This window comes from Amycolatopsis sp. NPDC001319 (assembly GCF_042896185.1).
Lineage (GTDB): Bacteria > Actinomycetota > Actinomycetes > Mycobacteriales > Pseudonocardiaceae > Amycolatopsis.
The window spans coordinates 14,449-27,895 of record NZ_JBIAWY010000015.1 but is presented as its reverse complement, the minus strand read 5'-3'; the positions used below and the strand labels follow the sequence as shown (position 1 = coordinate 27,895).

Genomic DNA, 13,447 nt, shown 5'->3' with positions numbered 1-13,447 from the left:
TCCTCACTCACGAAGTTTTCGTTCTACTTGGCGGATCCGTGCAGGACCTCGAGGGGCACCCGATGGGTTTCCGGAACGAACAGCGCCGCCAGCGCCAGCCCCAGGTACATCACCGCCACGATGGCGAACACCCAGAACTCGCCGACCCCCTGCAGCAGCGAGCTGGCGACCAGCGGCAGAAGCGCGCCGCCGACGAATCCGGTGTTGACGACGACAGCCGTGCCGAAACTGCGGACCCGCGTCGGGAAGAGCTCCGGCGCCCACGTCCAGATGGTGGTGTTGACCAGGAGCACGAAGATCTGGAACACGAAACCCAGCGTCAGGATGAGCCCGTCGCCTTGCGCGAAGATGGCGAAGGCGAGCACGGCCACGGCACCGCACACCGCACCCACACAGACCACGGTCCGCCTCGAAATGGCGAACCCGCCGTAGGAGGCGATCGCGCAGCCGAGGAGACCGCCCAGGTTCTGCAGCATCGTGAAGGTCACGCTGCCCTGCACCGAATAGCCTCGGTCGACCAGCATGATGGGCATCAGCAGCACCACGCTGAACTCCGCGCCCCACGCCAGGAACGCCGCGATCCCCAAGGCGATGGTGCGCCGGCGAAGCGGCTTGGTGAGCACGCTCTTCAACGCCTGGGACGCGGGCCCGTCGCCCTGCGCGCTCTCGGAAACGGCAGCGGTCTGGCTGTCGACGTAGGAGTGGACTTCGCCGCCCCGCAGGCGCAGCTTGCCGGTCGCCAGCCGGGTGAGCGCCTCGTTCGCCTCGCGGATCTTGCCCCGGCTCAAGAGGTAAGCGGGTGTCTCGGGCAGGTACCGCCTGAAGAAGAAGATCAAGATCGAGGGAAGGCCCAGCAGGCCGAAGGCCCACCGCCAGTCGTCGGCGCCGGCGCCGACCCACGAGGCGAACGGGCCGATCACCAGCAACGTGTAGGCGTAGGCGAGAAACAGGCCGACGCCCGCGGAGATGGTGTTGAACAGGGAGACGAACACGCCCCGGACCTTGGTCGGCGTGAGCTCGGACAGGTAGGTGAGCCCGACGGCGATCTCACCGCCGACCCCGAGGCCGGTCACGACCCGGGTGACCCCGAGAATCGTCGAGTTCGGCGCCAGGGCCGAAAGCACCGAGCCCAGGCAGTAGATCCCCAGGCTGACGGCCAGCAGGCTCCTGCGGCCCAGCAGGTCCGCGACCACTCCGCCGACGATGCCGCCGATCACGATCGCGATGAGGCTCACCGTCGAAAGCAAGGCCAAAGCGGAGGCGTCGATGCCGAGATCTTTTTGGAGGGAGGGGCCGAGCGCGGAGAGAATGAGCTGCTCGAAGACCTCGAAGAGGCCGCCCAGCACCACGAGGGTGAGCGCCAGGTAATGGGTTCGGGTGAGCCCCATGTCATCGATGATTTCACCAAGTGACCTGGGTTTTCTGCCCATGGCGGCTTTCGCATCGAATGCCATGATTGCACTTCCTACGTTCGAGTGTGGGTGATCCGAGCCCTCAAGACACCCTTTTGGCGCGTGTTGACGGCCGCGAAGGAGAGGGGAAGGAGAACACGGAAACGAGGTCCTCGCCGCCGGTGTTCTCCAGTGCGTGCCACGAAGCCGCCGGGATGAAGATCGCCTGGCCTCGCTCGAAATCGATGACACCTTGGTCCGTGTGCAGTTGCCCGGTCCCCTGGGCCACGTACATGACCTCGGAAGTCGCGTGCGCAATGGTGTCCGTCCTCGGCGATCCTGCGGGGATCGTCACCACACCGAGGCAGTTCTGGATCTCGGGGACGTTGGCCGCACTCAGCAGCAGGCCGTCCGCCGGCGGGTTCGCGGGATCGTAGGTGACCTGGACGTACTTTCCCGTGACGGTGACACTGTCAGTCATTCGTTCCTCTTCCGGATTCGGTCGCCAGACCTGGCCACTCGACCCCAATCTGCCCGGGGAAGAGCTGTTCCTTGTTGAGCCGCAAGTGATCCCGCATGGCATCCTCGGCACCGCGAGGACCGTCGCTGCGAATCGCGTCGAGGATGCGCTGGTGATCGTTGATCAGCTTGAGGCGGTTTCCGCGGTCCTGCAGCACGATCTGGTTGATCAGGACCCACAGGGGCTGCCGGTCGATCTCGACCAGCTCCAGCGCGAAGTGGCTGAGGATGTGGTTGGGGCACATCGCGGCCAGGTCGGCGTGGAAGGCCATGGAGTGGTTGACGAAGTCGGGTAGCTGCGCCGGCTCGTCGATCAAGCGGGCGGCCAGGTCGAGCTCGTGCTGCACCTTGTCCAAGTCGAGATCACCCGGACTCGCCGCGAGAAGGCGGGAAAGTGGCGGCTCGACCACCAGCCGGGCGGCGATGACGTGCTCGGGCGTCGAGCCGATCTCGTTTCCGGAGCGCTTGAACAGCCCCCGGCTCAGGTCGGCCACGTAGGTGCCGTCGCCGTGCCGCGCCACGATGGCGCCGCTGAGCTCCAGCGCGAACAAAGCCTCGCGCACGCTCGCCCGCGACACCTCGAACTTGGTGGCGAGCTCACGGTCCGACGGAAGCCGGGCCCCGGCGGTCCAGCCCCCCTGCTGGATCTCGCTCAGAAGGGCCTGAGCCACGCGCAGGTACCGCCGCTGCGGCAGGGCGGTCCGCTCGGACTGGTCTGAAGACTGCATCCGCAGAGGTTAGACCAGTGCCCCGGGTCGCACAAGAGTCGACTCATCGGTCTGACAAGGGCGCAGGCACCGGCTCTGAACTGCGGGTATTACGGATGGTGAGCCGGTGAATCCGGACTGGAACAGGCGTCTGATCCGAAAAGAAGGCCCCCGCCGGCCGACGACCTCCCGGCAAGGGAGGACCTTCGAGCGACGGGGGCCGTCTCGGGTTCACCGCGGAACGTGAAGTCCGTCCGCGCTGTCCACGGGTCAGGAAATCGTGGTCGACCGGCTGAGCGACTCCCACGTGGTGACGTCGGCCAGTAGGGCCTCGTGGTGCTGGCGCAGGCCGTCGACCGCGTCTTCGCCGAGGAGGAAGTGCAGCGGTGGGTTCTCGGACTCGAGGACCTTGACGATCGCCGCGGCGCCCTTGGCCGGATCGTTCGGTTCCTGGCCCACGACGTTCTTGACCATCTGCCGCAGTTCGCCCGAGGTCGCGTGGTAGGCGGGGTTCTCGGGTGTCCACTGCAGACTGGTGCTGAAGTTGGTGCGGAACATCCCCGGCTCCACCACCACGACCCGGATCCCCAGCGGCGTCAGCTCGAGTGACAGCGCCTCGCCCAGCGCCTCGAGCGCGTGCTTGGTCGCGTTGTACCCGCCGAGACCCGGGAACGTCATCACGCCGCCGAGGGAGCTCATCACCACGATCGTGCCGCTGCCCTGCTCGCGCAGCACCGGCAGGACGGCCTGCGTCAGCTCCACCGCACCGAAGAAGTTGACGTCGAACATGGCGCGCAGGTACTCGGCCGAGGTTTCCTCGATGGCGCCCAGCACGCTGAAGCCGGCGTTGTTGACCAGCACGTCGATCCGGCCGAACACGGCCAGCGTCGCGTCGACCGCGGCGCGGATCGAGGCCGGGTCCGTGACGTCCATCGCCGCGGTGCTGACCCGGTCGCCTCCGGCCTCCGCGAGGTCGGCGAGGGTCTCCGGGCGGCGCGCGGTGGCCATCACCCGGTCACCGGCGGCCAGCGCGGCCCGCACGAGCTCGCGGCCGAAGCCGCTCGAGCAGCCCGAGATCAGCCAGACGCGGCCCGGTGTTTCGTTCGTCATTCCCATGCCTTTCCCTTGGTGTCCAACAAGGTCGATGGTCGTCCCGGGAGCGTGGCGTCGTCCAACACCGGTTGCCTGTCGTGGTTGTAGGCTTTTCCTGTGACCCCTGATCTTCGGCAGCTGAGGTACTTCGTCGCCGTCGCCGAGGAGTCCAGCTACACGCGGGCGGCCGAGCAGCTGCTGATCAGCCAGCAGTCGCTGTCGCAGCAGATCACCTCGCTGGAACGCATGCTGGGCGCGAAGCTCTTCGACCGCGACACCCGCGGCACGAGCCTGACCGCGATCGGCACGCTGTTCCTGCCCGAGGCGCGCGCGGTGCTCGCCCGGGCGGACGAAGCGTTCGATCTCGTCGCCCGGGCCACGCGCGGCGAAGTCGGCCGCCTGTGCCTCGCTTTCCTCGCGACCACCACGAACTACCTGCTGCCGCCGGTGGTGCGCGCGGTCCGGCAACGGCTCCCCGAGCTCCGGCTGACCACCGAGGAGACGACGATCGCCCCGCTGGTCGAAGGGGTGCGAAAAGGACGCTACGACGTCGCGTTCACGCGACCGCCGCTCGTGTCCGATCTGGAATCCCGGACGCTGGTGATCGAACCGGTGTGCGCGGTCCTGCCCGAAGGCCATCCGCTCGCCGACCGGGCCGAGGTGACGCTCGCCGAGCTGGCCGGCGAACGGTGGGTGCTGACCCCGCGCAGCTCCTGGGAACCGTGGCACGAGGCGTTCGACAGTTCCTTCCGGACCGCCGGGTTCACCCCCGACGTGGTCCACCGCGACGCGAGCGTGCAAGCACTGCTCGGCCTGGTCGCCGCCGGAGTCGGCATCACGCGCCTCGCCCGGTCGGCGCGCAGCCTGCGCCGCTCCGGGGTGGTCTTCGTGCCGATCGCCGGCGAGGTCGTCTCCACCGAGATGGTCTGGCTCGAGGGCAACGACTCCGCCGCGCTGCACGCCCTGCTCGACGTCGTCACCGACGTCGCCGCCTCCACCGACTTCGCCGCGGCCGGCTGACGCGCACCAGGGCGGCGGCGCTGCCGTCCAAACGGGTCAGGCGGCGAAGCGTTCGCGGATCTCCACCGCCTTTTCGAGCATCTGCCCGGTGCTCTTGAACCAGTCCTGCAGGTTCAGGTCCACGATGAGCTCGTCGGCGCCGGCCTCCTCGGCCGTGTGGATGTCCTCCACGATCTGGTCGAGCGTGCCGACGAACGCCGAACGGCCGGATCCCGCCGGACGGTCGGTGAAGGTGACGTTGCCCACCACGACCAGCTCCATCCGGCTCGCGTCCCGGCCGTACCCGGTGGCCATTTCCCGGATGCGGTTCCAGTCCGCGCGCAGTGCCGCGGCTCCGGCCGGCCCGGGCGTGGTGAGCAGCGGCAGCCAGCCGTCCGCGCGCCGCGCGATGCGCTCCAGGGCCGTGGAACTGGAGGCGCGGCCCAGGTTGCTGGCGCCGCCGGCGAGCATCACGGGGATCTTCGAAGCGGGCTTCGGCAGGACCGACGCGTTCTCGATGATGACGCGAGGGCTGCGGAAGGTCACCGGATCCGGCCCCCACACGGCGTCGAAGACGTCCAGCATCTCGTCAAGGAAGCGCCCGCGATCCGCTCGGGTGGCGCCGGTGGCCCGCAAAACGTCGCTGGACCAGCCGGCGCCCAGGCCCGCGATGACGCGGCCGCCGCTGATCCGGTCGACCGTCGCCAGCGCCTTCGCCAGCGGAACGGGGGTGTGCAGGGCCGCGATCAACACGGCCGTCCCGAGGCGCACCTTCTCGGTCACCACCGCCGCTGCCGTGAGCACCGCCAGGGGGTCGGCGGTCTGGCGCCCGCTCTCCGGCCACGGCACGTTCGGCGGCGCGTACGGTTCCAGGGGTGTCTCGGGGAACAGCAACTGTTCGTAGGTCCACAGGCTCGCGTATCCCGCCGCTTCCGCCGTTCTGGCGGCTTCGACCACGTCGCGCTGCAGATCCACTTCCAGCCGCTGGGGCAACCGCAGTCCCAGTTTCATTCGAATCTCCGTTGTAATCGTCACCAGTCCCTACTGCGAGTCTGAACACTCACATCGATGTGAAGGTCAAGGTAGACTGGGTCACATGAGAATCGGAGAGCTCGCTGAGCGCACCGGCGTCTCCCGTCGGCTGCTGCGCTACTACGAGGAGCAGGGCCTGATCACGCCCACCCGCTCCTCCAACGGTTACCGCGAGTACGGCGAGCCGCACGTGGACGTCGTGCAGCAGATCAAGGGACTGCTCGACGCCGGCCTCCCGACCCGCATCATCCAGCAGCTCCTGCCGTGCCTGGACAAGCCGCACACCATCTACGCGCCTTTCGTGACCCCCGAAATGATCGTCACTTTGCAGCACGAACAGGCCCGGCTTTCCGAACGCATCGAATTCCTGACCCGCAACCGCGACGCCATCACCGACTACCTCGGAACCGTTCTCACCGTCAGCGAACGCCGGGAGCCGGCCGCGTCGTGAATTGACGCGCGGCCCCGTCCTAGACTTCCTCGCCCTTTTCCCGCGACGCCTGCACACGGGCGATGCGCTGGGAGGTGCGGCGGAGGTGCCTGGCCATGATCTCGCGTGCCTTTTCCGTGTCGCGGGCGGCGATGGCCTCGACGAGGTCGCGGTGTTCGGTGGTGCCGCGGTGGCCCATGAGCGGGGCGGCCACCTGGGCCTCGCGCAGGGACATCAGCAGTGGGCCGTGGAACGAGTGGACCAGCATCTCGATGGCGGCGTTGTGGGTGCACTGCGCCACGCGGACGTGGAACGCCGCCGACATCTCCATGTTGTACTCGCCGCGTTTCAGGGCGGCCTGGTGTTCGCGGGTCATCTCGCGTAGTTCGTCGACGTCCGTCTCGGTCGCGCGCTCGATGACGATGTCGAGGATGCCGAGCTCCACCACCTGACGGGCCTCGATGACCTCCGGCCCCGTCATCGGCGAGAGGTTCACGAGGTCGGCGAGGTTCGCGCTGAGCGTGGTCGACGAGGGGGTCGTGACGAAGGCGCCGCCGCGGGCGCCGACGCGGATCGCGACGAGGCCGGCGGCCTCGAGGACGCGCAGGGCCTCGCGGACGGTGACGCGGCTGACGCCCATCTGCTCGCACAGGGCGCGCTCGCTCGGCAGCCGGTCACCGGGACGCAGTTTGTCGGCGCGGATGAGCGAGCGGATCTGCTCGACGATGACCTCCGACATCCGGCTCGACGACACGACGTCGAACAGCCCGCTGTCGGCCCGCGGAGCCGCCGCGGATCCACCCCGCCCTGCTGGTTCCATGCCGCGATCCTCTCACAGGAACGCCGGAACGCCCGCCGTCGCGGCGCCCGCCGAAGGGTTGACCGGCAGCTGGAGGGCGCCTTATGGTCATATCGTCGTTCGGACTAACCAATAGACCAGAGGTTCAGAACAGCCAGGAGGCGCCGTGAGGGAATCCGTCGCGCTGGCCTGCCGGGTGCTCGCCGCGACCGGCCTTGTCGAGCACGTGCTCGGCCACATCAGCGTCCGCACGTCGCCGGACGAGCTGCTGGTGCGCTGCCGCGGCCCGCGGGAGTCCGGCCTCCGCTACACGACGGCCGACGACATCCGGCCGGTGCCGCTGCACGGCACACCCGACACCGGTGAGTGGAGCGTGCCCAACGAGCTGCCGATCCACACCGAGGTGCTGCGGCGCCACCCCGAGGTGACGGCCGTGGTCCACGCGCACCCACCCGCCGTGGTCACCATGGCGCTCGCCGGGCTGCCGTGGCTGCCCCTGTTCGGCGCCTACGACATCCCGGCTGCGCGGCTCGCCGCCGACGGCATTCCGGTGTGGCCGCGCTCGGTGCTCGTGAACGACCACGACCTCGCCGGGCAGATGGCCGACGCGCTGGGCGACCGGCCCGTCCTGGTCCTCAGTGGACACGGCCTGGTCAGCGTGGCCGGCGGCGACCCGGAAACCGCGGTGGCCCAGGCCGTGCTGCAGGCCATCGCCGTCGACACGCTCGCCCGGCACACCCTCGCCGTCGCCCAGGCCGGCGGGAAGCCGGTGGCGATCCCCGACGAGGACCTCGCGCGCCTGCCCGACCTGGGCGGGGCGTTCAACGTCACGACCCTGTGGCGGCACGTGGTGCGGCGCACCGAAAACCCCTGAAGTCCCCCGCGAGTACGACAAGGAGAGCAGTAGTGCGTGACGAGTACCTGAAAGGTGTCCTGGCCAGCGAGAAGAAGAACCTCGATTCCTCGGAGATCGCGGCCCGCGACGAGTTCAACCGGCAGCACCCGCCGAACAAGGGCCTGGTCGTGGAGGACGACCTGCGCAAGATGGAGCTGCCGGCCCGGCCGTGGCGCAACAACCGCGGCCACTACTTCGACCTCGCCGACTACGAGGTGCTGAGCGCGCACATCTCGGAGCTCAAGCCGGGCAACAACTCCGTCCGCCACCGTCACACCACCGAGGCCTACCTCTACGTGGTCAAGGGGCACGGTTTCTCGCTCATCAACTACGACGACGAGCCGATCGAGGTCGTCGAGTGGCAGGAGGGCACGCTGTTCGCGCCGCCTCGGTGGGCGTGGCACCAGCACTTCAACCTCGACGGCAACGACACGGCCCGCTACCTCGCGATCCAGGACACGGGGCTGCTGCGCACCATGCGCCTGCACAACATCGAGCGCCACGGCGTGCAGCTCTCCCCTGAGGAGGGCAAGCAGCTGCTCGACGCGGCCGTCGAGGCCGGCACCACGCACGGCGCGCGCAAGTAGCCGGCCCCTCGGCCGTGCTCCCGCACCCCAGGCGGGAGCACGGCCGAGCCACGAACCCATCCGACCTGTGAGGAGTGCCCGTGCCCGAAGGAACACCCGTGTCCGAATGGCTCGACCCGAACGTCGCGACGTCGTGGCTGGAACAGGACAGCCTCGTCGGATTCCTCGTGCTGCCCCGGCGGATCGCCGCCACGCTCGTGGCGGGCGACCGGCCGCGGACGAAGCTGGTGGCCGACATCGGCAGCGGCCCCGGTGACTTCCTGGAGGTCCTGCTCGATCTCTTCCCCGGCGCGCACGGCATCTGGACCGACGTCTCCACCGTGATGGAGGAGGCCGCCCGCGCGCGGCTCGCCCGGTTCGGAGACCGCGTTTCCTACCGGCTCACCGACATGACGGACCTCGCGCAGCTGCCCGGTGACCTCGACGTGGTGATGACGTCGCGGGCCAGCCACCACCTGAACCCGGCGCAGCTGGCGCGCTTCTACACCGAGGCGGCCGAGCACCTGGCGCCCGGCGGCTGGCTGCTCAACCTCGACCACATCGGGCCCGGCCCGGTGTGGGACGCGCGGCTGCGCGCGGCCCGCAAGCAGCTCATCCCGCCGTCCGACAAAGCCGGTGCCCACAAGCACAACGACGCCCTGCCGTCGGTGGCCGACCACTTCGAGGGCCTCGCGAAGGCCGGGTTCACCGACGTCGAGATGCCCTGGCGCGGCCTGTACACCTGCCTGCTGGCGGCTCGTCGTGACGGTTGACGGATCCCGCCGGCTCGCCCGCGTCCGCGTCGCGCTCAGCGGCCGCGAGTGGGCGTCGCTGGGTGGCATGGCCACGGTCGTCCTGCTGCTGAACCTCGTCGGCTGGGGAGTGCTCGGCCTCGTCGTGGCCCCGGAGCACCACGCGCTGGCCGGCGGCGGGTTCTTCGGGGTCGGGCTGGGCGTCACGGCGTTCACGCTGGGGCTGCGCCACGCGTTCGACGCCGACCACATCGCCGCGATCGACAACACCACCCGCAAGCTGATGGCCGACGGCGGACGGCCGCTGTCGGTCGGGTTCTGGTTCTCGCTCGGGCATTCGACCGTCGTGTTCGGACTGTGCCTGCTGCTCTCGGTCGGCGTGCGCGCGCTCGCCGGGTCGGTCACGGACGACTCGTCGGCGCTGCACCGGGTGACCGGCCTGATCGGCACGTCGGTGTCCGGGGTGTTCCTCTACATTATCGGGATCGTCAACCTGGTGGTGCTGTTCGGCATCCTGCGGGTGTTCCGCGAGATGCGCCACGGGCGGTTCAGCGAAGCCGAACTCGAGGAGCACCTCGCCAAGCGCGGCGTGCTGAACCGGCTGCTGTCCGGCCTGACGAAGGCGGTCCGCAAGCCCTGGCACATCTATCCGGTGGGTGTCCTCTTCGGACTCGGGTTCGACACCGCCACCGAGGTCGGCCTGCTCGTGCTGGCCGCCGGCGCCGCCACGTTCGCCCTGCCCTGGTACGCCATCCTGGTGCTGCCCGTGCTGTTCGCGGCGGGGATGACGTTGTTCGACACCGCCGACGGCTGCTTCATGAACTTCGCCTACGGGTGGGCGTTCGCGAAGCCGGTGCGGAAAGTCTTCTACAACCTCACCGTGACCGCGCTGTCCGTGGCGGTCGCGCTGGTCATCGGGACGATCGAGCTGTTGTCGATCCTCGCCGACCGGCTCGGGATCGTCTCGGGGCCGCTGGCCGCGATCGCCGGCCTCGACCTGAACAACGTCGGCTTCGCGATCGCCGGGCTGTTCGTCGCCACCTGGCTCGTCGCCGTCCTGGTCTGGCGGATCGGCCGGATCGAGGAGAAGTGGTCGGCCCACCTCTCCCTCGACCCCGACCGTTAAGCGACCGGCCCGCCGAACAGCTCCGCCACGCCCGCGACGGTGATGCCCTCCATCACCTCGCGGGCGGTGTGCGCCACCGGCAGGTCCTGGCCCACGCCGTCGGCCATGCGGAACGCGTTGGCCAGATCCTTGCGGTACCAGGTGAAGCGCATCAGTTCGAGCTGGGCGAGCGTGGCGCTCGCGGCCACCCCGTCGAGCAGCGCCCGGCGCAGCTTCGCCGGCTCGACGCCGAGGTCGCGGCCGAGCCGCATCGCCTCGACGATCGCCGTGATCTGACCCCAGTGGCACAGGTTGTTCACCGTCTTGCCGACCTGGCCGGAGCCGAGCGGACCGAGGTGGTGCACCGCTTTCGTCCACGACGCGAGCGCCGGGCGCACGCGGTCCAGCACGGCTTCCTCCCCGCCGACCAGCAGGACGATCTCACCGTTCTCGGCGCCGCGGACCCCGCCGGTGAGCGCCGCGTCCAGCACGGCCACGCCCGCTCCCCCGGCCTCGGCCTCGACGCGGTGGCAGGTCTCGGGGGTCACCGAGCTGCAGATCAGCAACGTCGACCCGCGCTCGGACCCGGCCAGCACGGCCGACGACACCTCGAGCACGTCCTCATCGGACGGAACGATCACGAGCACCACGTCGCACCCGCCGAGCTCCGCCGGGGACCCGGCCGCCCGCGCACCCGCGGCGACGAGCGTGTCCACTGTGGATTGATCACGGTCGTACACCACCGTGTCGCGGCCGGCGCCGACGAGGTGCCGGGCGATCGGCGCGCCCATCGCCCCCAGCCCGGCCACACCGACGCTTCCGTGGTTCGACATCAGGACCTTCCTCCCCGCCGGCAGGGCCGCGCCCCGCGGCAGTCGAAGCGAAAGGGCCTGCCTCGTGGTGAGTGCACGAGACAGGCCCCTTCGGACGGACACCTCAGACGGCGCTGGCGGCTTCGGCCAGTTCGCCGGTGTACTCCGGAGCGTTTTCGAAGTAGTGCACCTTGTCGTAACCGAGGTGCTTGAACATGCGGTTCTGCGCGGACAGCAACCGCAGCGGGGTGCCGTCGGCGGCGTAGTGCACGGCGATCGTGTTCTGCGGAACGTAGAGCGTGTCGCCCTTGGTGATCTCGTGCCGGGTCGGCGTCTTCGCGACCCGCGCGTAGTACTTCTCCGCGATCTCCTCCTGGACCTCCCAGTGCAGCGAATAGCCGGAGCCGTCGAGCACGTAGAGGACCTCGTCGGCCATCTTCCAGTGCTTGCCCGAGCGGCTGCCGGCCGGGATGTCGAGCTCGAAGACGTCGACGGAGAACTGGCGCAGGTCCGTCCGATCGGGACTGTTGAGCACGCGGACGCGGCCCATCGGGGTCGTCTCCCAGACCGTGTCCTCCTGGCGCACCACCTTCTTGCGCTCCAGCACACCGTCGGTCCAGATCCGCGACCAGTCCTCGCGCTCGCCGAACTCGTCCGGCCGCTCGATCGGACCGCCGCGGCCCTGCTGCAGCAGGCCCAGGAACATCCAGGTGCACTTGGCCTTCATGACCAGCGCGACGGCTTTTTCGTCGTACGGGTTGTAGTGCCGGTGCACCGAGTCGGTGTGGACGAAGACCAGTTCGCCGGCCTTCCAGTCGTACCGCTGGTCGTCGTGGATCTCGTAGCCGGCACCTTCGAGGATGTAGAAGGACGCCTCGTTCTGGTGTCCGTGTCCCCGGTTGGAGCTGTGCGGCGGCAGCTCGACGAAATGGACCTGCAGCGTCTGGGTCAGGAATTCCTCGTCCCCGGGCCCGATCCGCCACCACGTGCGGGACTTCTCCGAGTCGCCGGAGTGGCCGACCTTCGCGTCGTCGACCACCACCGAGTCGTCGCGGACCCGTTCGGCGGCCAGCTGGGCCTGACGGAACTGACCGAGCCCGTAGGTCTCAGAAGTCAAGCCACGTACGAACACGCGTCCCTTCTTGCCCATGCGTTCCTCGCTTTCCCGCGCCTTGGCGCTTTTCGACGGAGGCAGAACATGTTCCTCCCGGACGCCCGGCCCGGGTACGCTCCGAAGTATAGGCCTAACTGTCCTACCAATCCAGAGCCCGACCGTCCGGGAGGCTTCCTTGAGCGACGTCCACCTCAGCATCGCGACGACCGACTACGACCATTTCCGCGACTTCCGCACCGGCGCCGTGCGCGCCCAGGGCATCGACCACACCTGGTCGACGCTGAGCCACCACGAGATCTTCGCGCGGTTCACCGCGAACCGGGAGTGGGACGTCGCCGAGCTGTCCTTCGCCAAGTTCAGCGCCCAGATCACCCGCGACGAGCCGGACATCGTGGGACTGCCGGTCGTCTGCTCGCGGCTGTTCCGGTTCGGTTCGTTCTACGTCAACCGCAACAGCGGAATTCGTTCCGTGGAAGACCTGCGCGGCAAGAAGGTCGGCTCGCCCGAGTGGGCCCACTCGGCGGCGGTGTACATGCGGGGCTGGCTGCACAACGACATGGGCGTCAAGCTCGACGAGATCGAGTGGTACCAGGCCGGCGCGAACGCCCCGGGCCGCGTCGAGAAGGTGGAGCTGACGCTGCCACCCGGCGTGCGGCTCACCCGCGTGACCGACCGGTCGCTGTCGGACCTGCTCGCCGCGGGCGAGATCGACTGCGCGATCATCGCGCGGCCCCCGACGTGTTTCCTCGAAGGCCACCCCGACGTCGTACGTCTTTTCCCGGACTACCGCGAAAAGGAACAGGAGTACTTCCGCGACACCGGGATCTGGCCGATCATGCACTTGATCGCGATGCGCCGGCAGATCCTCGACGAGCACCCGTGGGTGGCCCGCAACCTCTACAACGCGTTCCTGGAGTCGAAACAACGCAGCGTCGAACGGCTGCTCGACCCCGCCGTCTCGCGTTACCCGCTGCCCTGGCTCGCCACCTACGGCCGCGAGATGCGCGACCTGTTCGCGGGCGACCCGTTCCCGTTCGGCATCGAACCCAACCGCGCCACCTGGGAACAGCTGCTCACCTACGCAGCCCAGCAGGGCATCGCACACCGGCTCGCCACGGCCGACGAGATTTTCCCGGCCGGGATCATGACCGAGGTGGTGGTGTGAACCCGTCGCGGTAATCGGCCATTCGGCCCTACGGTTTCCGCCGGTTTTTGGCAGAATGACTGAACTTCG

General features: G+C 69.0%; 15 protein-coding genes. 7 read left to right on the top strand and 8 right to left on the bottom strand.

The window, feature by feature from the left end; translation table 11 throughout:
• Positions 1–23: 23 nt before the first annotated feature.
• From ACFY1H_RS40660 to ACFY1H_RS40645, 4 genes are all read right to left on the bottom strand, one after another.
• A complete protein-coding gene (locus ACFY1H_RS40660; RefSeq protein WP_386955538.1) occupies positions 24–1,388 on the bottom strand; it encodes an MFS transporter in 1,365 nt (454 codons plus the stop codon).
• Positions 1,389–1,494: 106 nt separating this feature from the next.
• Positions 1,495–1,872 (bottom strand): cupin domain-containing protein, encoded by a 378-nt coding sequence (locus ACFY1H_RS40655; RefSeq protein WP_366581756.1) that lies wholly within the window; start codon positions 1,870–1,872, stop codon positions 1,495–1,497.
• A complete protein-coding gene (locus tag ACFY1H_RS40650; protein ID WP_386955536.1) occupies positions 1,865–2,638 on the bottom strand; it encodes a FadR/GntR family transcriptional regulator in 774 nt (257 codons plus the stop codon). Before ACFY1H_RS40650 ends, ACFY1H_RS40655 begins: the two co-directional genes overlap by 8 nt.
• Positions 2,639–2,887: 249 nt before the next feature.
• On the bottom strand, positions 2,888–3,727 hold the full coding sequence (locus tag ACFY1H_RS40645; protein ID WP_366581754.1) for an oxidoreductase: 840 nt from the start codon (positions 3,725–3,727) through the stop codon (positions 2,888–2,890).
• 99 nt (positions 3,728–3,826) lie between these two features.
• Between ACFY1H_RS40645 and ACFY1H_RS40640 the strand changes: the two genes are divergently transcribed.
• Complete coding sequence (locus ACFY1H_RS40640; RefSeq protein ID WP_366581753.1) at positions 3,827–4,729, top strand: LysR family transcriptional regulator; 903 nt, start codon at positions 3,827–3,829, stop codon at positions 4,727–4,729.
• Between the two features lie 36 nt (positions 4,730–4,765).
• Here the strand turns inward: ACFY1H_RS40640 and ACFY1H_RS40635 are convergent, their stop codons facing one another.
• A complete protein-coding gene (locus ACFY1H_RS40635) occupies positions 4,766–5,719 on the bottom strand; it encodes a TIGR03619 family F420-dependent LLM class oxidoreductase (protein ID WP_366581752.1) in 954 nt (317 codons plus the stop codon).
• A gap of 85 nt (positions 5,720–5,804) precedes the next feature.
• Between ACFY1H_RS40635 and ACFY1H_RS40630 the strand changes: the two genes are divergently transcribed.
• On the top strand, positions 5,805–6,191 hold the full coding sequence (locus ACFY1H_RS40630; protein WP_386955533.1) for a MerR family transcriptional regulator: 387 nt from the start codon (positions 5,805–5,807) through the stop codon (positions 6,189–6,191).
• A gap of 19 nt (positions 6,192–6,210) precedes the next feature.
• Here the strand turns inward: ACFY1H_RS40630 and ACFY1H_RS40625 are convergent, their stop codons facing one another.
• Positions 6,211–6,990: a FadR/GntR family transcriptional regulator gene (locus ACFY1H_RS40625; RefSeq protein WP_386955532.1), complete on the bottom strand. Its 780-nt coding sequence runs from the start codon at positions 6,988–6,990 to the stop codon at positions 6,211–6,213.
• Between the two features lie 145 nt (positions 6,991–7,135).
• Here ACFY1H_RS40625 and ACFY1H_RS40620 point away from each other — a divergent pair, with 145 nt between their 5' ends.
• From ACFY1H_RS40620 to ACFY1H_RS40605, 4 genes are all read left to right on the top strand, one after another.
• On the top strand, positions 7,136–7,843 hold the full coding sequence (locus ACFY1H_RS40620) for a class II aldolase/adducin family protein (RefSeq protein ID WP_386955530.1): 708 nt from the start codon (positions 7,136–7,138) through the stop codon (positions 7,841–7,843).
• Positions 7,844–7,875: 32 nt separating this feature from the next.
• On the top strand, positions 7,876–8,451 hold the full coding sequence (locus ACFY1H_RS40615; protein ID WP_360605098.1) for a cupin domain-containing protein: 576 nt from the start codon (positions 7,876–7,878) through the stop codon (positions 8,449–8,451).
• Positions 8,452–8,531: 80 nt separating this feature from the next.
• Positions 8,532–9,203: a class I SAM-dependent methyltransferase gene (locus ACFY1H_RS40610; protein ID WP_366581748.1), complete on the top strand. Its 672-nt coding sequence runs from the start codon at positions 8,532–8,534 to the stop codon at positions 9,201–9,203.
• Between the two features lie 67 nt (positions 9,204–9,270).
• Positions 9,271–10,308: a HoxN/HupN/NixA family nickel/cobalt transporter gene (locus ACFY1H_RS40605; protein ID WP_366581922.1), complete on the top strand. Its 1,038-nt coding sequence runs from the start codon at positions 9,271–9,273 to the stop codon at positions 10,306–10,308.
• Here the strand turns inward: ACFY1H_RS40605 and ACFY1H_RS40600 are convergent.
• On the bottom strand, positions 10,305–11,120 hold the full coding sequence (locus ACFY1H_RS40600; protein ID WP_386955529.1) for an NAD(P)-dependent oxidoreductase: 816 nt from the start codon (positions 11,118–11,120) through the stop codon (positions 10,305–10,307). The two genes, ACFY1H_RS40605 and ACFY1H_RS40600, sit on opposite strands and share 4 nt — an antisense overlap.
• A gap of 103 nt (positions 11,121–11,223) precedes the next feature.
• On the bottom strand, positions 11,224–12,216 hold the full coding sequence (locus ACFY1H_RS40595; protein WP_386955527.1) for a cupin domain-containing protein: 993 nt from the start codon (positions 12,214–12,216) through the stop codon (positions 11,224–11,226).
• A 172-nt stretch (positions 12,217–12,388) separates the two neighbouring features.
• Here ACFY1H_RS40595 and ACFY1H_RS40590 point away from each other — a divergent pair, with 172 nt between their 5' ends.
• Positions 12,389–13,378, top strand: coding sequence for a hypothetical protein (locus ACFY1H_RS40590; protein ID WP_366581745.1), 990 nt, complete (start codon positions 12,389–12,391; stop codon positions 13,376–13,378).
• Positions 13,379–13,447 lie beyond the last annotated feature (69 nt).